Source organism: Psychrobacter pocilloporae, from assembly GCF_029872915.1.
Classification (GTDB): domain Bacteria; phylum Pseudomonadota; class Gammaproteobacteria; order Pseudomonadales; family Moraxellaceae; genus Psychrobacter; species Psychrobacter pacificensis.
This window is the reverse complement of sequence record NZ_PGFT01000001.1, coordinates 1,115,319-1,139,814: the sequence shown is the minus strand read 5'-3', so window position 1 is coordinate 1,139,814 and position 24,496 is coordinate 1,115,319. Positions and strand designations below refer to the sequence as shown.

The 24,496-nt window shown below is 42.7% G+C and carries 22 protein-coding genes; 9 read left to right on the top strand and 13 right to left on the bottom strand.

All coding sequences use genetic code 11. The features are described 5' to 3' along the window. Window positions 1-90: 90 nt before the first annotated feature. Both CUR83_RS05020 and CUR83_RS05015 read right to left on the bottom strand, forming a co-directional pair. Window positions 91-1,965: a SurA N-terminal domain-containing protein gene (locus tag CUR83_RS05020; protein ID WP_284719233.1), complete on the bottom strand. Its 1,875-nt coding sequence runs from the start codon at window positions 1,963-1,965 to the stop codon at window positions 91-93. Window positions 1,966-2,302: 337 nt separating this feature from the next. Next, window positions 2,303-2,623 carry an HU family DNA-binding protein gene (locus CUR83_RS05015; protein WP_161808411.1) on the bottom strand — a complete coding sequence of 107 codons (321 nt, stop codon included), beginning with the start codon at window positions 2,621-2,623 and terminating at the stop codon, window positions 2,303-2,305. Between the two features lie 456 nt (window positions 2,624-3,079). On the opposite strand from CUR83_RS05015, the gene CUR83_RS05010 reads away from it, so the two are divergent. The 8 genes from CUR83_RS05010 to fdx all read left to right on the top strand — a co-directional run bounded on the left by CUR83_RS05010 (window position 3,080) and on the right by fdx (window position 10,296). Continuing rightward, window positions 3,080-3,724 carry a hypothetical protein gene (locus tag CUR83_RS05010; protein WP_284719232.1) on the top strand — a complete coding sequence of 215 codons (645 nt, stop codon included), beginning with the start codon at window positions 3,080-3,082 and terminating at the stop codon, window positions 3,722-3,724. Window positions 3,725-4,208: 484 nt separating this feature from the next. Beyond that, window positions 4,209-4,718, top strand: coding sequence for an Rrf2 family transcriptional regulator (locus CUR83_RS05005; protein WP_223333573.1), 510 nt, complete (start codon window positions 4,209-4,211; stop codon window positions 4,716-4,718). Next, window positions 4,715-5,941, top strand: a complete 1,227-nt coding sequence (locus CUR83_RS05000) for an IscS subfamily cysteine desulfurase (RefSeq protein WP_071003520.1) — start codon at window positions 4,715-4,717, stop codon at window positions 5,939-5,941. Before CUR83_RS05005 ends, CUR83_RS05000 begins: the two co-directional genes overlap by 4 nt. Before the next feature lie 168 nt (window positions 5,942-6,109). Continuing rightward, window positions 6,110-6,520, top strand: coding sequence for a Fe-S cluster assembly scaffold IscU (iscU, locus tag CUR83_RS04995; RefSeq protein WP_284719231.1), 411 nt, complete (start codon window positions 6,110-6,112; stop codon window positions 6,518-6,520). Window positions 6,521-6,743: 223 nt separating this feature from the next. After that, window positions 6,744-7,064, top strand: coding sequence for an iron-sulfur cluster assembly protein IscA (iscA, locus tag CUR83_RS04990; protein WP_284719230.1), 321 nt, complete (start codon window positions 6,744-6,746; stop codon window positions 7,062-7,064). Between the two features lie 135 nt (window positions 7,065-7,199). Beyond that, window positions 7,200-7,781, top strand: coding sequence for a Fe-S protein assembly co-chaperone HscB (gene hscB / locus CUR83_RS04985; protein WP_284719229.1), 582 nt, complete (start codon window positions 7,200-7,202; stop codon window positions 7,779-7,781). A gap of 209 nt (window positions 7,782-7,990) precedes the next feature. Further along, window positions 7,991-9,871: a Fe-S protein assembly chaperone HscA gene (hscA, locus tag CUR83_RS04980; RefSeq protein WP_284719228.1), complete on the top strand. Its 1,881-nt coding sequence runs from the start codon at window positions 7,991-7,993 to the stop codon at window positions 9,869-9,871. An 86-nt stretch (window positions 9,872-9,957) separates the two neighbouring features. Further along, a complete protein-coding gene (gene fdx / locus CUR83_RS04975; protein WP_058024187.1) occupies window positions 9,958-10,296 on the top strand; it encodes an ISC system 2Fe-2S type ferredoxin in 339 nt (112 codons plus the stop codon). 102 nt (window positions 10,297-10,398) lie between these two features. Here the strand turns inward: fdx and CUR83_RS04970 are convergent, their stop codons facing one another. The 5 genes from CUR83_RS04970 to CUR83_RS04950 all read right to left on the bottom strand — a co-directional run bounded on the left by CUR83_RS04970 (window position 10,399) and on the right by CUR83_RS04950 (window position 17,987). Then, window positions 10,399-11,598, bottom strand: a complete 1,200-nt coding sequence (locus tag CUR83_RS04970; protein ID WP_284719227.1) for an adenylate/guanylate cyclase domain-containing protein — start codon at window positions 11,596-11,598, stop codon at window positions 10,399-10,401. 559 nt (window positions 11,599-12,157) lie between these two features. Further along, entirely contained in the window at window positions 12,158-12,589 is a 432-nt protein-coding gene (locus CUR83_RS04965) for an HIT domain-containing protein (protein WP_071003515.1), read from the bottom strand. A 167-nt stretch (window positions 12,590-12,756) separates the two neighbouring features. Continuing rightward, window positions 12,757-16,467 (bottom strand): transcription-repair coupling factor, encoded by a 3,711-nt coding sequence (gene mfd, locus CUR83_RS04960; protein ID WP_284719226.1) that lies wholly within the window; start codon window positions 16,465-16,467, stop codon window positions 12,757-12,759. 206 nt (window positions 16,468-16,673) lie between these two features. Further along, on the bottom strand, window positions 16,674-17,189 hold the full coding sequence (rraA, locus tag CUR83_RS04955; RefSeq protein WP_284719819.1) for a ribonuclease E activity regulator RraA: 516 nt from the start codon (window positions 17,187-17,189) through the stop codon (window positions 16,674-16,676). Window positions 17,190-17,285: 96 nt separating this feature from the next. Then, window positions 17,286-17,987 (bottom strand): NAD-dependent epimerase/dehydratase family protein, encoded by a 702-nt coding sequence (locus CUR83_RS04950; protein ID WP_071003513.1) that lies wholly within the window; start codon window positions 17,985-17,987, stop codon window positions 17,286-17,288. 464 nt (window positions 17,988-18,451) lie between these two features. On the opposite strand from CUR83_RS04950, the gene rpsT reads away from it, so the two are divergent. Further along, window positions 18,452-18,718, top strand: a complete 267-nt coding sequence (rpsT, locus tag CUR83_RS04945) for a 30S ribosomal protein S20 (RefSeq protein ID WP_071003512.1) — start codon at window positions 18,452-18,454, stop codon at window positions 18,716-18,718. A 142-nt stretch (window positions 18,719-18,860) separates the two neighbouring features. Here the strand turns inward: rpsT and CUR83_RS04940 are convergent, their stop codons facing one another. The 6 genes from CUR83_RS04940 to rpsA form a co-directional block, all read right to left on the bottom strand. Then, complete coding sequence (locus tag CUR83_RS04940) at window positions 18,861-19,697, bottom strand: histidine phosphatase family protein (protein ID WP_212563706.1); 837 nt, start codon at window positions 19,695-19,697, stop codon at window positions 18,861-18,863. A 154-nt stretch (window positions 19,698-19,851) separates the two neighbouring features. Next, the gene (locus CUR83_RS04935; RefSeq protein WP_277077988.1) at window positions 19,852-20,649 is read right to left on the bottom strand and encodes a metallophosphoesterase; all 798 of its coding nucleotides are present in this window, start codon (window positions 20,647-20,649) and stop codon (window positions 19,852-19,854) included. 214 nt (window positions 20,650-20,863) lie between these two features. Next, the gene (pyrF, locus tag CUR83_RS04930) at window positions 20,864-21,562 is read right to left on the bottom strand and encodes an orotidine-5'-phosphate decarboxylase (RefSeq protein WP_284719225.1); all 699 of its coding nucleotides are present in this window, start codon (window positions 21,560-21,562) and stop codon (window positions 20,864-20,866) included. A 73-nt stretch (window positions 21,563-21,635) separates the two neighbouring features. Next, on the bottom strand, window positions 21,636-22,043 hold the full coding sequence (locus CUR83_RS04925) for a lipopolysaccharide assembly protein LapA domain-containing protein (protein WP_284719224.1): 408 nt from the start codon (window positions 22,041-22,043) through the stop codon (window positions 21,636-21,638). Window positions 22,044-22,100: 57 nt separating this feature from the next. Next, window positions 22,101-22,406 (bottom strand): integration host factor subunit beta, encoded by a 306-nt coding sequence (locus tag CUR83_RS04920; RefSeq protein ID WP_284719223.1) that lies wholly within the window; start codon window positions 22,404-22,406, stop codon window positions 22,101-22,103. A gap of 323 nt (window positions 22,407-22,729) precedes the next feature. Then, window positions 22,730-24,418, bottom strand: a complete 1,689-nt coding sequence (gene rpsA / locus CUR83_RS04915) for a 30S ribosomal protein S1 (RefSeq protein ID WP_071003507.1) — start codon at window positions 24,416-24,418, stop codon at window positions 22,730-22,732. Between the last annotated feature and the right edge of the window lie 78 nt (window positions 24,419-24,496).

Below are 24,496 nucleotides of genomic sequence, written 5' to 3'. Positions count from 1 at the left end.
AGTTAAAGTATTACCCAATAAAAAAAGCCACTGCATCGCTACAGTGGCTTTTTTGCGTTTAATAATTAAGAGTAACCATACAGCGAACGCTTAGCGCCCTTGTGCATTTGCCATGTTGGCTTCGTTAATCTCAACTTGATAGACCATACGTAGATAATCTAAGTAGTCTTGCAGCTGATCTTGACCTAAATTGTCACGAATGATGCGGGCCGTTTGCGCTCTTTGCATATCAGATAGTGGTGACTGCTGCTCAGTCTTGATGCGATCACCAACCAATAGCGTTGCACCTGCTTCAGTCTCACTAGCGAGCGCGACTACGCCATCATTGGCAGCTTGCTTGCTAAAGGCCAATCCACGCTCTTTATCAGTTAGCAACGTTGTTTGACGATTAATCTCACCCAAAGATTGCAAACTTACTGACTGCTTAGCAATATCAGCTGGCGTTTTGATACCAGCAGCGACAGCTTTCGCTTCTTTTAGCGCCAAGGCTGTGGCTTTTTGCTGACGCAATATCTGAGTGATTCTTGGCGTTGCTCTAGATAAGCTCAGTGTGGTCGTAGGGCGATAGTTGCTTGGTTGTACCCATACCGTACCGTTACCAACTTCTATACCTGCCGTCACGGCCTGATCTTGAATCGTAAATTCGTCAAAGGCCTGTTTGATCACTGCTGGTTGCGATAATACTGATTTGTTATTTTCTTTACGATAATCTTTGATACGTTTTAGCGTGACATTCTCTTGCTGCGCAATATCTTCGATACTAAAGCCATCTGCTGCCAAATCATTAATCGAGGTTACTTTATCCGCGTAGACTTCTTGACGCTTGTACTCTTTTGCCTTAGCCGTCAGCTCAGCACGCATACTATCGAGACTTGGAATCTTTTTGCCATTATCTTCAGTGACTGTGAATATCTGATAGCCAAAGCTGGTCTTGATAGGGGCTGTCACATCTCCAACGCTCAAGCCTTCTAGTGCTTTTTCAACAGCATCGGCGTCACCACCAAATACTGACGGATTAAAGCGACCAATGTCACCGCCTGCTTCTCCTGAAGGATCATCCGATTCTGCTTTGGCCACAGCAGCAAAAGACTCGCCTTTAGCCAAGCGAGCTTTAACTTTATCTGCTCTTGCCTTAGCATCATCACCTGTTAACAGTATTTGACTCACTCTACGCTCATCATCAGCAGCCAGACTTTGCTTATATGCTTCGTACTGCTGCTGCAACTCTTCTGTTGTCACATCATCGACTTTGATGGTCTGCGGGCTAAGCTGAATATAAGCCAAGTTGACCATTGCCGCGCTTTTTAGCGTGTCTTTATTGGCATCATAATATGCTTGAATATCATTTTTGCTCAGTTTGACCTGATCAGCATAGTCCTGCCAATCAAAACGATGTACCCAGACGTTGCGTGATTCTAGTTGCAAGTCGATCAATTGGCTAACTGCCTGCATTGGATAGACGGCTGTACCAACGATGCTCGCATTCAACTGATCCAAGCTTAACTGATTGCGAAACTCTGCAAACAGCTGATTTTTGGTCATGCCACGCTGACGCAAAAAGTTTGCAAACTGATCGTTAGAAAAGTTTCCATCAGCATCTTTGAATATTTCTTCTTCACGCAGCAAACGATTGATCGTGTCATCAGAGACTGTCATACCAAGCTTACCTGCTTGCTGCTCTAGTAATGTACGATCAATCAGACCTTTTAGTACCTGCTCGTGCAGTACGTCTTCATTCAATAAACTGGCATCATCAACTTGCTCTAGTATTTCGCTACGACGGTTATTGACGGCAGTCTGATACTCGGACAACCCTACGCTTGCCTCACCCACCTGAGCGATTTGGTTGGGATCAACCCCGCCGCCAAAATAGCTTTCGACACCCAATAGAGCCAGTGGCGATAGGCATAAAATCAATAAAATGCGACCTGGCCAGCTTTTTAAGAAATCGCGCAATTTATCCATAGTTATCTCTGCTTTATTAACCTATATTGATGAAAAACCATTGTAATACTGTTAGGAGCTGTCGAGTGCGACCTGCTAACATCAATGCTATTTAAGCCGGCAATGGTAAGAGGAAGAACGTGTACATTTTATTAGGGAAAACAAGGTTCAGTGACAATACCTTATTTAAACAACGCATCTATCGCGCGCCCTATGATACGTGATTTTTCGTATATACTCAAAATATTCACGTTGTATGAGATAAACTATAGCGACAAAAAAAGCACCTAATATTTAGGTGCTTTTTCGGTGCTTAGCTTATGACATCAGCCAAAGCGACCATCTACCATAGAGCGGCTTAGTTCAAACGCTCTTTTAGGTTTTTACCAGCTTTGAAGCTTGGTACTTTGCTTGCAGGGATGCTTAGCTCTTCACCAGTCTTAGGGTTACGGCCAGTACGTGCTTTGCGGTCTTTTACGCTAAAAGTACCGAAACCAACCAAAGAGATGCTATCGCCAGCTTCTAAAGCTTCGCCAACACTTTCCATAACAGCATTCAAAGCATCACCAGCTTGAGTCTTATTTAGACCACTTTTGTCTGCGATGCTATCAATTAATTCTGACTTATTCATAAAATTTCCTTCAAGTTTAAGGGGGTAATAAACGCTCACGCCAAGCATTGTAACGCTCTCGTGGTACTTACGCAATAAAAACTACCTGACTGGCGTATTAACAGGTTTCGCTTTGTTATCGTCTTTATATCAAGGCAGCATAAGGAGTGCAAGCGATTTTACATCTTTTTGTGCCATCAACTACTTATTTGACACCCAATGTTACGCAAAACATCTGCAACCTATATACAGGCAAACTGTCCTCATTCAAACAATGAATCAGCTTATTTGTTTACTCTTTAAAACAGTTGTCAGTTGGTGTCTGTGCATTACCAGTCATAAATTTTAATGTCTTTATCAACTGCTAGATTGTACTGTAATAATTTTACCACTGACAGAAACTAGCGTTACTTTTTATTATAAAGGCGTTACTATAAACAAAATACCACTGCAAATTTCGGGTAAAAATAAACTTAAGTTTATTACATAACTTTGATTTGCTAAATAAAAAAATGGATTATTTACATGAAGCGTTCTACGTTGTCTCACTCTCTTCTTAATATTATTCTGGTGTTCATCGAGTCGGCGCTGACACTATTGTTACGTTTGGATCCCGAACTACGTAAAGCCGCTTATCCACTTGCCAAGCAAGGTACGGTCGTAGCGTTGCGCTTATATTTGCCTCATGTTGAGGTTTTTGCCACCTTTAGTACCAAAGGCGTACTCTTGGATGCCGAGTTGCCTGTTGGCCGTAGCGAACCTGATGTCGTTATCAATGCTTATAGCATTCAAGTGATTAATGCCATCACCACTCACGATAGAGAGACGACCGAAAAATTACAGATGCGCGGTGAATCTGTTCAAGTACAGCTGGTCAAACAATTCATTATGCAGCTTGGTCTTGGTAGCCTGATTCAGGGTCTGATCAGAAAAATCAAAGGTGGCAAAGCCAAAACCAAACCGACCGATGCTGAAATGGCGGAAAAGAAAGACCATTATAAAGAGCGTATCAAAGAACAACAGACCCAAATCAACACATTAACCATCAAGAACCGCGAACTTGAAACCACAGTTAAAGAGCTACAGAGTAAGCAAAAGACCTTTATGATTGTCACTATGGTAGCGCTGGTTGTTATGATTGGCTCAGTCATCGCACTGTTTATGAGCTGATTTTATTCGAACTTAGCTTTTATCAATTGATTTTTACCAAACTATGATTTCAGATATAAATGAGCGTACAGTGTCTATTAAAGGTAATGGACGCTCATTTTTTCTCTAGATTGTTACATTCTGGCTTGTTCGATATTGCTACAACTTACGTTCAAATCATAAATTAGCCAATATCGAATTGTTAAAGATAAGATATCTCTCCCCGCTCATACACACATCCCGAACACCATTGTTTTTATCAATCATAGCGATAAGCTCGATTAACCATTTAATCACACTTTAATCTTGACCAAATTACTCAGGATTAAGTATAATTGACCTAATCGTTGCACACATCGGGTTAACCATCTGTTGTTTAATAACGATAAGACACAACTTGAACGGATATGATTGACAGCTTTTATATTGATCTATTATTGACTGTATCTATCCCTTTCCAAGATCGTTATTAAATAAAAATGACATAAAAGTTTGGAGATAGCACATGCGTTTAACTACTCGAGGCAGATATGCCGTTACTGCTTTACTAGACTTGGCATTACAGACCAGTCAACAAGAGAGCGCAGTATCTCTATCTGATATCGCTAAACGGCAGTCAATTTCTATCTCCTACCTCGAACAGTTATTCTCCAAGCTACGCAAACGTGGCCTTGTGACCAGTATTCGCGGTGCAGCTGGTGGTTATAACCTAGCCAAGCCATTGAACGAGATAGATGTGATGAGCATTATATCTGCTGTCGATGAATCCGTTAATGCGATGCAGTGTGAAGGACGCGGTGACTGCCAAGGTGGTACAATGTGCCTGACCCATGACCTATGGTGTGCACTATCAAATCATATTGAACAGTACTTGAAAAATATAACATTAGCTCAATTATTAGATATGGAAAATGTGCAGTCAGTATCAGAACGTCAGCACACCTCTACAAAAGATATTTCCACAAAAGACATCAATACTATTACTCTATCGAACAGTGAGGCAAACCCAGCATGAGCCAACATAACAACCTTATATACTTAGATTATGCCGCCACCACACCAGTTGCCAAATCAGTAGCGGCTAAGATGAGCGAATATCTGACAGTAGATGGCATCTTTGGTAATCCAGCCTCGCGCTCGCACGGCTATGGCTGGCAAGCAGAAGAAGCCGTAGAAACTGCTCGCGGACAAGTGGCTGAAGTCATCAACGCTGACCCACGCGAAATCGTCTTTACTTCTGGTGCAACTGAATCTGACAACCTAGCCATTAAAGGCGCAGCTCACTTTTATCAGTCTCGTGGTAAACACATCATCACCAGCAAAATTGAGCACAAAGCCGTGCTAGATACGTGCCGTGAGCTTGAGCAAGAAGGTTTTGAAATTACGTATCTTGAGCCGCAACCAAGCACGGGGCTTATCTTGCCAGAGCAAGTGAAAGAAGCGCTACGTGAGGATACAATTTTGGTATCACTGATGATGGTAAATAACGAGCTTGGTACGATCACAGATGTTACAGCGATTGGTGAAATCACTCGTGAAGCCGGTGTGGTTTTCCACGTGGATGGCGCACAGTCTGTTGGTAAAGTAAAAATCAATCTTGAAGAGATGAAGATTGATTTGATGAGTTTCTCAGGTCATAAAGCCTATGGTCCTAAAGGTATCGGCGCATTGTTTGTACGTCGTAAGCCACGTATTCGCCTAAAAGCAGAGCAACACGGCGGTGGTCATGAGCGCGGTATGCGTTCAGGTACATTACCTACGCATCAAATCGTTGGTCTTGGCGCAGCGTTTGCTTTAGCCAATGAGAGCTTTGAAGCAGATCATGCCCATGTTGCAAAATTGCGTCAAAAACTCTGGGATGGCCTACAAGATATCGAAGAGATCTATCTGAACGGCGATCTTGAGAACAGCGTACCAAACATTGTGAACATCAGCTTTAACTTTGTTGAAGGCGAGTCATTGATGATGTCGCTAAAAGACTTAGCGGTATCATCAGGGTCAGCTTGTACATCAGCGACGCTTGAGCCATCATATGTACTACGTGCTATCGGTCGCCCAGACGAATTGGCGCATAGCTCAATCCGCTTCAGCTTTGGTCGTTATACGACTGAAGAAGACATCGACACTGTTATCAAGCAACTGCATGAAGCTGTTGATAAACTACGTGCCCTATCGCCACTTTGGGATATGTACCAAGAAGGTGTTGATTTGAATTCAGTCGAATGGGCTGAGCACTAAAATCAAGCACAGACAGTAATACAGCTTCAAATATATTTATTAAACGATTGATCAGACAATTAAAAATCCAGTTTTTATTAACTAAATGTTTGACCCCAATTATCGATGAGTAGTTAGATATTTAAAGTTAATACGCGACTACTCATCATCTAACTAGGAGAAAACCCCATGGCCTATAGTGACCAAGTTATTGATCATTACGAAAACCCACGCAACGTTGGTAAACTTGACAAAAACGCCAAAAACGTTGGTACCGGTATGGTCGGTGCCCCAGCCTGTGGCGATGTAATGCGTCTACAAATCCAAGTCGATGATAACGGTATTATCGAAGATGCACGTTTTAAAACTTATGGCTGCGGTTCAGCAATTGCTTCAAGCTCGCTCGTTACTGAGTGGCTAAAAGGCAAAAGCTTGGATCAAGCTGGCGAAATCAAAAACAACGATATCGCTAAAGAACTAGCGTTACCACCAGTAAAAGTGCATTGCTCTGTACTTGCAGAAGATGCCATTAAAGCCGCTATTAGCGACTATAAAGGTAAGCATGGCGTAGCAGCAGCGGCAGAAGAAGCCACTATCTAAGCCAAACCTACTAGCGTCTGCGCTGTGTTTTGTTAGCAATGCTAAAGTAGTAATACATCAGATGGTTACTAACGCTAAAAAGGTGACAATGACACTTATGTAATTGTCACCTTTTATTTTCTAAAAACTATTAGCATATTATTTTGGCAAACTCGTAACTTCGCTTGCCAGTTTACATAGTTTATTTATTGATATTTACGATTAATAGTCAATGGGAGTTGGCATGATTGAAATGACAGAACGCGCCGCTCAGCATGTTCAAGACTTTTTGGACAATCGCGGCAAAGGTGAAGGTATTCGAGTGGGTATCCGTACAGCGGGTTGCTCAGGCCTTGCTTATGTTTTAGAGTTTGTAGATATACCTGATGAAAATGACACGCGCTATGAAAGCCGCGGCGTTAGCATTTTTATTGATCCTAAAAGCTTGGTCTATTTAGATGGCCTGTTGATGGATTATGAAAGAGAAGGTCTAAACGAAGGTTTCAAGTTCACTAACCCTAACCAAAAAGGTGAATGTGGCTGCGGTGAGTCTTTTACTGTTTAATGGTTCAATCAACTGGCTTTCAGGTTGATGCACCCGTTGTGATGAATCAATACAAAAGATATAAATGCACTAATATATTTGGTAGAAGCACCAGATTAAGACTTTAAAAACAAATAAAAAAGCAAGGCGTAAGATATGACAGATACGATTCCAGAAACACTATTTGATAACTTCTTTGCCCTATTTGAGCAACCTGTACAATTTGAAGTCAATCAAGACAGTCTCGATCAGCATCTACGTCTGCTACAAAAACGCTATCATCCTGATAATGTTGCAAAGAACCTAGCAGATACTAAGCAAGCCAAGCAGCAATCAGAGCAGTATTCTGCCATTATAAATCAAGCCTACCAAACATTGAGTGCACCTGATAGCCGTGCTGGTTACCTACTAGGTATGGCTGATCAAGCGCAAAATCTAGAACACTCCATCGCAGACTTGGATTTTTTAGAAGATGCGATGGAAATGCGTATGGATTTAGATGACGCTATTGTAGGCAAAGACCTTTTAGCCTTGCAGCAGCTACATCCTCAGATTACATCGCGCTTGGCAAACCAGTCTCAGCGTTTTGAGACTGCTTACCAAGAGCAAGATTGGCCAACGGCGATTGATGCGACACAGAAATTGAAGTTTTTGGTCAAATTGAATGCTGATGTTACAACGGGGCTTGATGACGTCGCCACTGCTGCACATTCAGATGACGATGACCTATACGTCTAGATAGCTGTGCATGATGTATCTTACTTGAAAGCTAGATTCTAAATATTTGGTTAAATTAGTATCAACTATACCGTATAATCTCTGATTTTGAGCATGCTTAACTGCCAAATCCCTCTATATTGAGAATAAAGAGATAGCGGTTAAGCAGTCTACTGAACATGCCATATTTGCCTCATTACACTTATTCATTTTATCTCTGAGTTATTCTTATGTCTTTAATGCAAATTGCCGAACCCAATCAAAGCGCTCAACCTCATCAACATCGTTTTGGCCTAGGTATTGACCTTGGAACGACACGCTCACTGGTCGCTGTAGTACGTTCAGGCAAGGCGCAAGTCTTAGAAGCAGGCGCAGCATCAGATACCTTGCTGCCTTCTGTGGTTTATTATCCAGCGACAGGTAATCCATCGGTCGGCTATGATGCTCTAGCGCATTTAGCAGACGATCCCAAAAATACGATCGTCTCGGCTAAGCGTTTTATGGGTCGCAGTCAAGCAGATATCAAATTCTCGCATCCTTATGAGTTGTCTGGTAGTACAGATGATATGCCAGCATTTGTCACGGCTCAAGGTGAAGTGTCACCTGTCGAAGTATCAGCGCGTATATTAGCCGCGCTTGAGCAACGTGCAGCGAGCGCACTGCCTGCAGACAGCATTGAGGGCGCCGTCATTACTGTGCCAGCTTATTTTGATGAGGCACAGCGCCAAGCCACTAAAGATGCTGCGCAAGCGGCTGGTATCAACGTACTTCGTCTATTGAATGAACCAACGGCGGCGGCGGTCGCTTATGGTCTTGACCAATCATCAGAAGACAATGATAAAGAAAGCTACTATCTTATTTATGATTTGGGCGGCGGTACTTTTGATGTATCTATTCTGAAGTTGAATGATGGTGTCTTTGAAGTATTGGCAACTGGCGGTAATAGCGCACTGGGCGGCGATGATATTGATCGTCTGATTACCAACTGGATTATTAAACAGTTAAATATAGATCCAAAAAACGTAAGCCTACATGACAAATCAGTACTCGCACAAGAAGCTAAAGCTTACAAGCAAGCGTTGACTGATGCTGAGCAAGTGGATATCAATGTCACTGTCAACGGACAAACCTATCAAGGTGTATTGCGCCGTGAAGACATCCTTACTATCGTAGAGCCTGTTAGTCGTCGCACGTTAAGCGTATGTGAGCAAGTCCTGCGTGATGCCAAGCTGACTGCCACAGATTTAGACGAAGTGATCTTAGTAGGCGGCTCAACGCGTATGCCTGCCATACAACAAGTCGTGACTGAATTTTTTGCCAAGCAGCCTCTTTGCCGTCTGAATCCAGATGAGGTTGTTGCCTTAGGTGCTGCTCAAACTGCTCACCAACTGGTGAATGGTGATAGTAACAACAATTTGTTGTTATTGGACGTAACGCCATTATCATTAGGTCTTGAGACCATGGGTGGTTTGGTTGAAGTACTCATCCCACGCAACACGCCTATCCCTGTCAAAAAACGTCAAGTGTTTACCACCTATCAAGATGGTCAAACAGGCATGGTGATTCATGTGGTACAAGGTGAGCGCGAAACAGTAGAAAACTGTCGTTCACTCGGCCGCTTTGAGCTGTACGGTATTCCGCCAATGAAAGCTGGGTTTGCTCGTATCGAGGTCACTTTTAGTATCGATGCCAATGGTCAGCTGACTGTTAGTGCACAAGAAACCACGACCAAGACAGAAAGCAAGATCGAGATCGTGCCTTCTTATGGTTTGTCTGATGAGCAAAAAGAGCAGTTGCTTGTTGCCGGATTTAAACATGCAGAGGAAGATAAAAACGCACGCTCTTTAATCGAAACAAAAGTAGAAGCCGAGCGTGAAGTATTGGCTCTAGAATCTGCGCTGAACGAGTTTGCAGCACTGCTTTCTTCTGATGAGCAGCACACTTTAGCGGAGCACATACAAGCCCTTCGTTCTGCTCTTAGCACTAATGACTTGGCACTTATCGAAGCACAGCAAGCACAGCTTAAGCCGCATAGTGATGCCTTTGCTGCTCGCATTATGAATCAAAGCGTTCAAACCAGCATGGCAGGTACCAGCGCACAAGATTGGTAAAATTCATACTCAAAATGATAGCTTAGTTATGATACTAAGCTACTTTCTCTTATTTTTTAGATTGATTAGCATTGGACAAATAATTTATGCCAAAAGTTACCGTACTACCCCATCACGAAATCTGCCCAGAGGGCGCAGAAGTTGAGCTACAAGCTGGTCAGAATTTGTGCAAAGCGTTATTAGAAAAAGGCATCAAAATCGAGCATGCCTGTGAGATGTCAAAAGCTTGTACTACTTGTCACGTTGTCGTACGCAAAGGGTTCAATAGTCTAGATGAGATGGATGATGTAGAAGCTGATCTACTTGATCGTGCTTGGGGCTTAGAGCCTGACTCACGTCTGTCTTGTCAGGTCATGCTTGATGATGAAGATCTAACCATCGAGGTTCCAAAATACACATTGAATCATGCAAAAGAAAATCATTAATATGATCAGTACAAACTACTTATAAGTTACAAAAAAGCCAGCTATTAAAATATAATAGCTGGCTTTTTTTATACTCAATATTTCACGATATGACTTCCCAAATCATGACTTTTTGTTAGCACTATGACGTTTGCTTTCTTCAGCGATGCTCTGTGCCAACTTTTCTTCTTCTTGTTCGATACGCTCAAGCGCAAAGTTTAGACGACTCCTGATATCTTGATAGTCATTGTCTTTCATGTCTTTAAAATTTAGATGCAAGTTAAACCCTGGCAAGGTGTGATCTACCCATTTAGACAAATGACCTTTATTAGCATCAGGGTCAAGTACTTGCCATGCATTTACCTTGTCATCAAAGCCTTTTAGCTGAAGCGCTCCAACATGTTGACACTCATAGTTATGGCAAACATAATCATAAGTGCTTTCACTGACTAATATCTCATCTTTGCCAGCATTCGATTCGAGTCTTGACGCCAGATTAGCCTCTTTACCAATCAGTGTGTAACTAAGACGATTGTTGCTACCAAAATTGCCCACGTGGCAATAACCAGTTGTGATACCAATACGTATATATAACCCCTCAAACCCCATCAGCCGCCATTTTTGACGCAATGTACGCATCTCGCGGCGCATATCTATCGCCATTGCCACGCAATCCAGAGCATCTTGACGTGAGCCACGGCTATTAGGCTCACCGAAAAAGCACACCATGCCATCACCAATAAATTTATCAAGTACGGCACCATGTCTGTCAGCAATTAACGTCATGCAATGCATATAAGTGTTCAAAATATCAGCCACGTTGTCAGCACTTAGACTATCAGACAGATCGGTAAAGCCCACAATATCTGAAAACATAATAGTCAGCTTGGCACGTTTATTCGACACACTAACAGGGCTATCAGATCTAACAATTGGCTCCCAAATTTGCGGCGGTACAAAGCGAGTCAACTTATTGATGACCGACACCATGGTACTCAAACGTCCTCCGGCTTTAGAGGCACTTTCTTTATAACCAATATACTCTTGATACGTACTGCGAAACTGATACAAAATAACCATTATGCTTGCTAGCAATACGGTGGGAGGCACCCAACCTTCATTACAGTTCAATCCTTCGTTGTCTAGTATTGTACTGACATAATAAAAGACAATAGATGTCACCAATGCTACAGTAAATAATCTTAGACCGTTATCGACACCACTGACGATCATACGTACGCCGATTAAGGCTGCCAAACTGAGCGATATCACCGTACAAAACTGTATTGACCCAATAACGACCGCAAATAAAATAACGACCATATTAGACGTCCAAAGACTGGTTTGGCGTCGATAGTTATAAATCAGAATCATTAGGCTAGGTAGTAGAACGACAACCAATAATGCCATTGAGGTAGGACGAAAATTGTAATGCGGGGCGAGTAATATGACAGTAAGAATTAAAACAAAAACTTCTGGATAGTCGAATTGACAGATTCCACTACCTTTTAACAATAGTTTTGGCTTTAACATCTCTATAAAAGGCATATTGAATTTCACTTAAATGAGATAAGCTATCAGAGAGATAAAGATATATAAGAACAACACACGCAAATTACCTATCTTAATGATAAATAATTACAAAAATATATTATACTTTCTAAATTAAATGAAACCTAGGTCAGTGGTAGCTAAAAAAATACCATTTATCATTTATCAAGATGACAAATCTTCTGGATAAATAACTGACAATGTTTGATTATTACAGAAAAAAGCCAGATATGACGAGTATCTGGCTTTTTTCTGTCGCAATAGTTTATGAGAGAGGCTTCATAAATAATGCTTTATAGATGAGGTAAAGCAATCCAAAGTTAAAAACGGATTACATCTGCCAATCAAAAGGCATTTGATGATGACCACGTAGCGCCATCATTAGCGTCTGCTGCATTTGTGCTAAGACTTCTTTGGTATAAGGGACCGCAGGAACTCCCCATATTGGATTTGGCCATTGCATATCATTTTGATAACGAACAATATGATGAAAATGAAGCTGCGGGACTTGATTACCAAGCGCGGCCACATTCATTTTATCTGCTTGAAAGGTTTTGGCTAGCTGACTCGATAACCAGCTTGACTCACGCAAGAACTGCGTTTGGTCTGCCTCAGACAATTCGTACAGCTCTTTGATACCCGATACGCGCGGTACTAATATCAGCCAAGGGAACTGGCAGTCATTGATCAAACGACAAGTAGATAATGGAAAATCACCCACTAAGAAACTATCAGCAGCAAGTTTATGATGAAGTTGGAACATAATGACGGTTCTCTTGTTGTTTAATGCAAATAAAAGTACGTAAAAATATCGAAGAAGAAGCAATCCGGTTATTTTATCAGTTATCCCTGCGATAAAATAGCACCATACACTATTGCATTTGTGTTGATTGTCTTAGAAACCCCGATGATGGCTCTCACTGATCGACTCTAGGCCGCTTCTGTCACCATATGCTCACTAAAATAACGTAGAAGATCTTGTATAACAGAGACTCGCTGTTGAGGCGTTGCCAGCTTCTCGCTATGTTGATAACGAATACCAGATGCCCCATTCATACGATAATGCTGCCCATCTGACTGAATCAGCTTAATAATCGCCAAAGCATCGACGGGGGTATCTGGTGCAAACTCCAACGTCATACTATTACTATTGGCATCAATTTTGTTAATCTTCAATGGTTCTGCTTGCAAGCGCAGTCCATGAATGGCAAAAAGCTGCTTGGTTTGGTCAGGTAGCGCGCCAAAGCGATCAATCATCTCTGTACGAATATCCGTCAACGCTTCTTTATCATTGGCGTTACTAATGCGTTTATAAAACAACAAACGCTGATGCACGTCATGTAGATAGTCTTCTGGAATAAGAGCAGAGCTATGCAAGTTAATCTCACTGGTTAGCGATAGTGGCGTATTCAAGTCAGGCTCTTTACCGGCCTTGATCGCCTTAGTTGCACGCTCCAGCATATCCATATATAAGCTAAAACCAATCGCCTGCATATTACCACTTTGCTGCTTACCCAGTATCTCACCTGCACCGCGAATCTCTAGATCTTCACTCGCCAGCATAAAACCTGCGCCCAGTGTATTGGCGCGTTCAATTGCATGTAGACGACGCCTGGCATCGCCTTTGAGACCTTTGAGAGAAGGCACCAATAGGTAACAATATGCCTGATGATGACTGCGACCTACCCGGCCTCGTAGCTGATGCAATTGCGCCAGACCAAACTTATCCGCACGCTCAATGATAATAGTATTGGCATTTGGCACATCAATACCTGTCTCAATAATAGTAGAGCACACCAACACGTTGAATTTTTTGTGATAAAACTGCTGCATGATTTGCTCAAGCTGACGCTCTTGCATTTGTCCATGAGCAACGCCCACTCGCGCTTCAGGTACCAGATCACGAATAGTTTCTGCCATACGCTCAATACTAGCCACATCATTGTGGAGCAGATAAACCTGCCCACCACGTAACAGCTCGCGCAAGATAGCTTCTTTCATCAAGGCATCTGTCTTTTGCATGACAAAGGTTTTAATAGCCAACCGGCGTGCAGGCGGTGTGGCAATGATTGACATATCACGCATGCCTGAGAGCGCCATATTAAGCGTTCTAGGGATGGGTGTTGCGGTCATAGACATACTGTCTACATCTGTCTGAATCGCCTTGATACGTTCCTTATGACGTACTCCAAAGCGGTGCTCCTCATCGACAATCATTAGCCCAAGGTTTGCAAACTTCACGTCAGGCTGCAATAGTTTATGAGTACCGATCACGATATCGACTTTGCCATCAGCCAAGTCCGTCAAGACCATGTCTTGATGTTTTTTGCCGCCAAAGCGTGACAAGCTCTCAATACGCACTGGCCAATCAGCAAATCGATCGCGGAAATTGTCTTCGTGCTGTCCTGCGAGCAATGTGGTGGGCACTAATACAGCCACTTGATAGCCAGCACTGACGGCAATAAAGGCCGCTCGCATCGCTACTTCTGTTTTACCAAAGCCAACATCACCGCAGATGAGGCGATCCATTGGCTGGTTTTGTCTCATGTCCTCCATAACCGCATGGATGGCATTGGCTTGGTCAGCGGTCTCTTCAAACGCAAACTGACTGGCAAACAGCTCGTATTGCGACGGATCTATTTTAAAATGAATACCAACTTTGGCCTCACGACGCGCTTGCATATTGAGCAGCTCTGCGGCAACATCGTGAATTTGCTCCAAGGCCTTTTGCTTGGCTCTATCCCATTTGCCACTGCCGATCTTATGTAATGGCGCTAACGCTGGATCGCCGCCACTATAGCGACTGATCATTTGTAGATTGGCGACTGGTACATAGATACTGGCATCATCGTCATATTTTAAATGAATGAACTCTTGCTCACCATCGCCCACATCTAGCGTGATTAGGCCGTTATAACGACCAATACCATGCTCGATATGAACGACTGGGCTGCCATCTGTTATCTCAGTGACGCTCTTAACCAAGAACTCCTCTGATACACCGCTTTGGCGACGACGACGCGTCTGTAAGACTTGACGACCAAACAGCTGCGTTTCACTAATCAACACCAAACGTTCAGGCACATATACGCCGCGCTCAATCGGTGCCACAGTCAGACCGACATGTGGTAGTCGAGTATTATTCATAGCGCTCGTCTTATCTGCTGCTAAAAATGCTTCAAAGCTATCATATGCTTTGATATCAATCTTACCCTTAAACAGCTCAATGAGAATTTCACGGCGACCAGCAGTCTCTGCCACAACTAATACTGGCGTTGCTGTTTGTTGTTGAACGTGTAAAAAATCGAGCAATGCCGTTAATGGCTCAGATTTCTGATGATTGACTGCCAGCTCTGGCGGCTCTTGCGCACTTAATGTCACCAAGCCTTGCTGCTTAGTAGGCGTTAATGGCAGTTGCGGCTGAGATGGGTCGTTACCTTCTGGCGCTACAACGTCATTCGTCGTAGCCAACTCATCACGAGCACTTAATATCACTCGTGGATATTGATTGAGCTGCTCGTTAAGTGCGTTGGATAATAAGTATAAGAGCGCAGGTTCGACGATAGGCTTGTCAATATCATGGCGACGTTCTTCATAGCGGCGCTGAATTTGTGACCAATAGTCCGCCTGCTTTTCGTGGATCAGCTCATCCGTGATAAACAACGCATCGCTTGGCAAATAAGAAAACAATGTACTTTCTTCTTGCCAATCTTTTAAGTCAAAAAATAGTGGCTGATAATACTCCAGTCCGCTACTCGCGATACCTGCCATTACATCTTTATGCAACTCAGACTTGCGGCTACTGGCATTAGGGAACATCGCCGCAAAATTCGTGCGAAATGTCTCTCGCCCTTCATCCAGCGGAAACTCCTTTGCTGGTAATATTTGGAACTGTTCGATAGGTTTAGAGATATCTGGCAACTTGTGCAGCAGCGACAGTGACTCTTTGCCCATGCTGGTATCATTGCCTGTTAACATCGCTTTGAGGTCATCAGCGGTCAACGTGCGCTGGGTTTGCGGATGAAAAAAACGAATTGTCTCAATTTCATCGTCAAATAAGTCTAAACGCAGCGGAAAAGGCTGACCCATAGCAAAGATATCGATAATGCTGCCACGTACAGCGAACTCACCGGGCTCAAAGACATTATCAACCGCTCTATAACCCGCCTTTGCCAAAAGCCCACGTTGCGTATTGATATCGAATCGATCACCAACGCTCAAATCAAAATGCTGTCCGATCAACCAACTGGGCGGTGCGACGCGTTGCATCAATGTCTGTATTGAGATGAGTAGCACGCCTGATCTCGGCATATCCGTCAATAGGTTGATGCGTTCACTAACGATGTCTTGGTGCGGAGACAGCTCATCATATGTCAGTGTCTCCCAGTCAGGGAATACGTAAGCATCGACGCCGCAAAATGCCAGCTCAGTTTCTATCTGATTGAGCTGATTTTGGTCACGGGCAACCACCACCTTCAATCGCTCGGCAACATTCCAGTGAGGCGTTTGAACCAAGCTTGCCAGCCATAAGCTACTGACCGCACCGTGGACAGGCGCTAGCCAACGCCGCTCGGCATTTTGTATAGGGAACAACTGCTGGTTAATGGGATCAAACGCGTCAGTCAAAGCAGTGATAGGCATAAAGAATAGGATCACAGTTAAGGAGTCAGAAAGCTATTATACGAATATTTGAGCAATTACCAAAACTTATGCCGTAACGGTTTGTCACGTAAAAGCTCACTCATTCATGATCGAGGATTGATAACGATTATTAAGCTTTAACTATCATTACATAAAAAACCCCAACTGATAAGCTGAGGTTCTCATTCACACTGGTTAAACCAAGTTCAAATTAACGGTTTATCACTAGCGATAATGCCATTGTTGTCAGCATAAACAAACATTCCCGAGTTCAATGCCAAATCACCAAAGCGGATTTCGATATCCGTTTGACCTTCATCACGGCGAGTTGATTTGCGCGGGATGCAACCAAGTGCCATCACACCAAGATCCATCGCTGCCATGTCATCAACATCTCGGACACAGCCATATACGATAACACCCGCCCAGCCATTGTCGATGGCCGACTGTGCAATCATATCGCCGAGCAAGGCACAGCGCATAGAGCCGCCACCATCGACGACCAACACCTTACCATCGCCAGCTTTGTCTTTGCCATCACTATTCAATAGTGATTTGACGCGGCTATTGTCTTCAAAGCACTTCACCGTCACGATTTCACCGCAGAATTTATCTTTTGCACCAAAATGACGAAATACCTTACCTTCAATATTTGGTAGACATACTTGCGACTCAGGATTGGCGTCCAGTAAATCACATGTGACAAAGTTCTCTTTATTCATCTCCATCCTTTTTACTCCTTATTATGAGTGATTAAGCTGCTTGATCTTATAATACATGGTCATACTTGGCTGTAGTCTTGACTCAAAAATAATGCTTTATTTTTTCACGCGAGTCATTGCAAGCATCTTCTTATTTTCAATGATCTCTGTATGTTCAATCTGGGGTTCTGTACGGTATTTACGACGATGATAAATGTCATGAGCACTCATCGCCATTGCACTAGCGACGCGCTTAGCCGAGATAGGATGTAATGAGAGTGACTCTGAGACTAAAGGCGAGATAAGCTTAAAAGCTTTTTGACCAATGCTCTCGAGTGGACGCCCTTTATGCTTGCCTAGTAATAACGACGGTCGAAATATCACTAGTTGACCAAAGCCTAGTGCTGTAATAGATTGCTCCGTCTCTGCCTTGACTCGATTGTACAAAAAGCGGCTGTCAATATCGGCATTCATGGATGAAAGTAGAAAAAAGTTTTCTACCCCTTTGTCACGGCATAGCTTAGCAAAGTTAACATTGTAATCATGGTCTATCTTTCGAAAAGCCTCATCACTGCCCGCTTGTTTTTTGGTGGTGCCAAGACAACTAAAGGCATCTGTCGTTCGATCCGCACCAACGCTCGCAAACACTTCAGAGAGGTTATCAAAGTCATTAACCTGATAAAAACGCATGCTGGCATTAATATAACGTGGCGGGCGCCGAGCGATCACAATCAATGTATCATAGAGCTCACTCAGCTGTTTTACCAAATGCTGCCCTACCAATCCTGTTGCGCCAATCACAATTGCTTTTCGCTGCATACCCTATCCACTTATATAACATGAAAGATTCTATATTAATCACAAATGACCTATATCAAGGCCTACCATTAGAATATCATACCTAAGTTCATGAATAACTGACGCTATTATGTATGATATATTGTAAGAGATTTTAACCGCTGTCTATGTCTTTTGGTATCTGACAGGGCATTAGATGCCCTATTGAGTCCACTTCTATAAGTTTACGTTACTTCTTTGGGTATTGATAATCAAATATATTGTCCTTAGCGCAATAATTTGCTAAGATAACCGGCTTTACACGTCAACGCTGTTTAATTATTCCAAACAGTTCTGGCGCTTGCGATGATCTATTAATATTAGATACTTTAATATTAGACATCGACATCATGTTTGACGAGACGGCTGCTCGTCACCGATGATTGTTAAACCCATTATTGCAATCAACATTCATATTTTTATCTGTCTTTATCAAGGAGATACGCGTGGCTAATACTGCACAAGCTCGTAAACGCGCCCGTCAAAACACCAAACGTCGTCAGAACTCTGCGTCACAACGCTCTATGGTTCGTACTTACTTAAAACGTGTTGATGCGGCTATCGAAGCTAAAGATTATGACGCGGCTACCGAAGCTTACAACAGAGCGGTACCAGTTATTGATCGTATGGCTGACAAAGGTATTATTCATAAGAATAAAGCTGCTCGTCGTAAGAGCCGCCTAAACAAAACAATCAAAGGCCTACAAGCTTAAGATTTGTCTTGTCTAGACCGCATGACGCTTTTATAGCGCCATGACTAAAACCTTGCTACTGGTTCTCATACTGGGGCAAGGTTTTTTTATGCCTACTCGATATATATCTAGTGGAGCGTCATTACCATTTTTTGATGAAATTTTATGTCCATTGCACCCCTGGTGGTAATAGCAGTTTACTTGGGTGATACCCTGCTGCACGATATCCATTCAACAATGAACTAATCGGACGTGTATATACTTGACCACGCCAGATAAAATGCGCATTTGCCTGATCAAAAGGTTTATCATCAAACCACAAAAACACCCCTTCCATCATTTTTGGCCAATCATTCCAATCGATCTCTTCCACATCGAACATCACGGCTAAGAATGCAGACAACAAAGTATCATGACTGACAGCCAGCATCAGATGCCCATGCTGCGGCTGGTTTTGATAAAAGAGCGAGAGAATATCAAGGCCACCTTGATAAGCATTTTTGGTGCCTTCAAGATTGCCTTGCAAAAAGCGATTGATAAAATTGAGTACACCAATCTCTTTAAATATTGGGTTCGCTATTTCAGGTTCAGTAACGAGGCTACCAGGCTCAACCAGAAGTGACTGATGCGTAATATCACGCTTTAGACCTGCTCCTTCCTGCATGAGCTGCGCCGTATCAATACAGCGTTTAATGGGGCTTGAGATGCTATCAACATCGAGTGAGTATGGGAGGTGACCTGCTAACCAACGACCCCAAGACTTAGCTAGTACGCGGCCTTTAGGCGTCAGCGGCAACTGATAGCTGGCAAAACCATTGCCGTCAGAACGCTCACGCAAAGAGTGTCTGGTAAATAAAATCAGCCGCTCATTTTCAGGTAATAGTCTGACCGAAGAAATCATACTATCTGGCAGATGTGAAGGCGCAGGCGCACTTGGTGTGTGACTCGCAAGCTTGTCAGCAGAGACTTTTGATAAGGTGCTATTAAGATATTTACTCATAGTAGCAAGCGTAGCAGATTTTTTGATAGGAATGAACAACTGACAAGTCTAGTTGCACTATATCTTGTAAATATCTTGGCATACAAGGAGTGAGCTTGTTTTTAAGAGAACTAAGCGAAGATAAGTAACATGGCTTATCTACATAGATCCTCAACTAACCGATATCAATAACTTTATCCCACGCAAATGTCAACGCCGTACTGCTAATCTCATTAGGATAAGCCCTAGGATTGACAATCACTCGCGTATTACCTATTCGATAATCGAATGCTTCATGGGTATGACCATGCACCCACAAAGTCGGTGCCCAGTCCTCATGCATCCACCCAGACAAATCACTAACAAAGGCAGCATTGCTTGGTAAATTAGCATATTTTTCAGACACCGATAATGCACTGACACTATGATGACTCATGACGACCGTTTTTTTGCCCAGTGCTTTGGCAGTGATTAGTGCTTGCTGCAACCACTGACGATGCTCTGAGTGAATTTGCATGGAAACTTCAGGTGAGAACATCTCTTTACCTGCATATATCTGCTTATAATCACGCATAAAATGCCTAGCAGCAGCCATAGTATCTTCATTGGCATGATACTGATAATCCGTCCACAGTGTGCAACCTAAGATTCGTATATCACCAATATCAATATGCTGGCACTGTAAGACACAAACCCCTTTGTTAGAGGCAGCATCATAATTGTCCCAAGTCGCCAACTTTTGGTCAAAACTTAGCACATCTTCGTCAAAATATTCGTGATTACCTGAGATCGTGATCAGAGGAACTTGTAAGCGTGCTGCCTGCTCTTGTAACCACGGCATCCCTCTATCGCTGTTGGCGGTGTCTCCCGCTACTAACACGATATCTGCGTCAGTTTTAGGAATATGCCCAATAGGGTGTGACTGGCGTGCATAACTATCAATATGTAAGTCACTTAGTATTTGTAATTTCATATAATTCAATATCGTCCAATAGTATCATTATCAGCCAATCGGTAACGTTAGCGTATTTTAATAGGCCAGCACTCCTTTTAATAGACTGCATAATTGGTTGCAGATCAGCCTACTTATAAAACCTCTCAGGTAGTGTAACAGCTTTTTTCTGTCTGAAAAAAGTAAAAAAAGACAGCGATTTAGGCTGTCTTTTTTATTGTATTGCTATTAAAACTTAAATGCTTTGTAATATTCTATTTAGCTTCTCGGCAGGGTTTTTGGCTTGAGTGATTGAGCGTCCAATGACCAAATAATCAGAACCATCTGCCAATGCTTGACTTGGCGTACAGATGCGCTTTTGATCATCAGCATTGTCGTCTGCTAGTCGAATGCCTGGCGTGACCAATTTAAAATCTTGACCGCATAACGCTTTAAGCGTTTTCGCTTCTTGAGCAGAGCATACTACTCCATCTAACCCAGCTTGCTTGGTCAATTGTGCCAATCGGCTCACCTGTACGTCTAAGCTATCAGTGATACCCGTTTGCATCAATGCGTCACTGTCCATAGAGGTCAATACAGTCACCGCGATGAGTAATGTATCAAGGTTATTATCTATTAAACGCTGTTTTGCCAAAGACATAGCCTCTAGACCTGCACTAGCATGAACATTGACCATCCATACACCAAGCTCGGCAGCAGCTAGTACCGCTTGAGCAGTAGTGTTAGGAATATCGTGAAACTTCAGGTCTAAGAATACCTCAAAGTTACGCTGATGTAGCGTCTTAACGATGTCAGGGCCACAGCGTGTAAACAGCTCTTTGCCCACTTTGAGCCGGCATAACGCTGGATCCAATTGATCAGCTAATGCCAAGGAAGCTTGCAAAGTCATATTATCTAAAGCAACAATGACGGGAGAGTTAATCATATTATTCATGGTTTTGCCGCATATCAGAATTATTAGAGCACTGTATTTTCAAAATCAACAACCATTTCTATGGCCGAGCAATTTAATCTCGCTTGCGCTTAGACAACGTACCATCTCCATTTAGATGTGTGTCTGTATTGTCTTGTATATCAATCGATCTGGCACCATAGACAGCCTCATCTACGGTTGGCGCATTGGCCTGACGGTCAATCACCACATTGGCTTGATTCAATTGCTCTTGTAGATTTGCATTTGCCTTTTGCAAACGTGAGATTTCCCACTTATTCTGTAGTACGCGGAATATAAGCAATGATAATAGAATACCAATAATGATGCCGAGTATTAGACATAGAATGAGCAGTAGTCCCAAATTCATTGTAGGCGCTTGCGAAAACAGTAAATTGACCCCGACCTCGGTATTATTTGCCAATACCAGACCAAGCGAGTAAGCAAAGCTCAAAAACAGCAATACGAATAATAAAAAGCGCATGAGACAGTTACCTCAGGTTGGAATGATAGTTTTTGGTCAGTCAATCATTAATGAATATTAGCTGTGTGCTATTTTATCATTGACTGCTTCACGTAATGCTTTACCTGGCTTGAAGTGTGGAATCGCTTTGGCAGGAACTGGTACGCTCTCCCCCGTTTTAGGATTGCGTCCGACACGAGCGCGGCGATGATGTAGACAAAAACTGCCAAACCCACGAACCTCAACTCGGCCATCATTGGCTAAAGTATGGGTCATCAAATTTAATATTTCGCGAACGGCGTCATCAACGATGGTATCTGCCATGTTGTCACAATTCGCACTCAAATTACTGATAAATTCGGATTTGTTAATCGCTTGCTGCATTATTACGCTTGCCTTGTTGATTGATGGATAAACTGATAATAAGTCAAAACAGTATTATCAACAGAAACTCTAATAGCTAAATCAATAATAGCGCATATCAGAATAGTCTATTTACAAGAGTCATATCGCAACTCTAAATACACTGTCGCTCACATCTCGTTACTCAATGTTGCAAATGATAGCGGATATTGAGGAAAATAGGAATAAGAGTTTCTTTATTTAGCCAAAAACCTTACCTATTAATACAAATATCAAAACTTAATCATAAAAAAAGCGACCGAAGTCGCTTTTTTTATATTACTTTTATATCAATAACTTACAACTTACTGCATTTGCTCTTTGATCAAATCACCAATCGTTTTTGGCTGTGCATCAGAACCTGCAGCGGCAGTTGTGTTCGTGCTACCAAGATCTTTAATCGCTTGACGCTCTTCAGCTTCGTCTTTCGCTTTGATAGACAAGTTGATGTTGCGTGTTTTACGATCAACACTGATGATTTTTGCTTCAACGTCATCACCAACAGACAGATGCTTAGTTGCATCTTCAACGCGGTCACGTTGAATTTCAGAAGCGCGTAGATAAGCTTCAACTTCGTCAGCAAGCTCAATAGTAGCGCCTTTAGCGTCTACTTCTTTCACTTTACCATTAACGATAGCACCGCGGTCATTAGCGACTAGGTATTCGTTAAATGGATCAGAGCTCAACTGCTTAATACCTAGGCTGATACGGTTAGCTTCTGCATCTACAGACAATACCATTGCTTCAACGGTGTCGCCTTTGTTGTAGTTACGGATAGCATCTTCGCCAGTTTCGTTCCAAGAGATATCAGATAAATGAACCAGACCATCAATACCACCGTCTAGACCGATAAAGATACCGAAGTCAGTGATTGATTTGATCGTACCAGTGATTTTATCACCGCGCTCATGTTTCTTATCAAACTCATCCCATGGGTTAGCTAGAGTCTGTTTGATACCTAGGCTAATACGACGACGTTCTTCATCGATATCAAGGATCATTACTTCAACTTCATCGCCCACTTGAACTACTTTAGATGGGTGGATGTTTTTGTTGGTGTGATCCATTTCTGATACGTGTACTAGACCTTCGATACCTTCAGAAATCTCAGCGAAACAACCATAATCAGTCAAGTTGGTTACGCGAGCTTTAACAACACTACCCACTGGGTAAGTACCGCTAACGTTGTCCCAAGGATCAGTACCAAGTTGTTTTAGACCTAGGCTTACGCGATTGCGTTCACGGTCAAACTTCAATACTTTAACTTTTAGGTCTTGACCAACTTCAACAACTTCAGATGGATGCTTGATACGGCGCCATGCCATGTCAGTGATGTGCAATAGACCATCGATACCACCTAGATCAACGAACGCGCCGTAATCAGTAAGGTTCTTAACGATACCTTCGATCTCGATGCCTTCTTCAAGCTTGTTCAATAGCTCTTCGCGCTCAGCTGAGTTTTCAGCTTCCATAACTGCACGGCGGCTAACAACAACGTTATTACGCTTTTGATCAAGTTTGATGACTTTGAATTCTAGCTCTTTGCCTTCAAGATGCGTCGTATCACGGATAGGACGTACATCTACCAATGAACCTGGTAAGAACGCGCGTACTGAACCGATATCTACAGTGAAACCGCCTTTAACTTTGCTTGAGATGATACCTTTTACGATCTCATCATTGTCAGCGATTTTTTCAAGGAAGTTCCAAGTTTCAACACGCTTAGCTTTTTCACGTGACAGCAAGGTTTGACCCATGCCGTTATCAACCGCTTCAACTACGACATCAACACTATCGCCAACTTCAACTTCAAGTTCGCCTTCTTCGCTTAAAAACTCTTCACGAGCGACGATACCTTCAGATTTCAGACCAGTATCTACTGTGATCCAATCGCTATCGATGGCCACAACAGTACCGTTAATCACCGAGCCACGCTCGATATCTAGGCCCGTTTCTTCGATGCTCGCTTCAAATAGTTCAGCAAATGATTCCATTATGTCTACCTTTGTATAGCCGTATCCTGTCCAGCACAGTACGGATCAAATTTATGATTGCATAAAACGAGAATACTG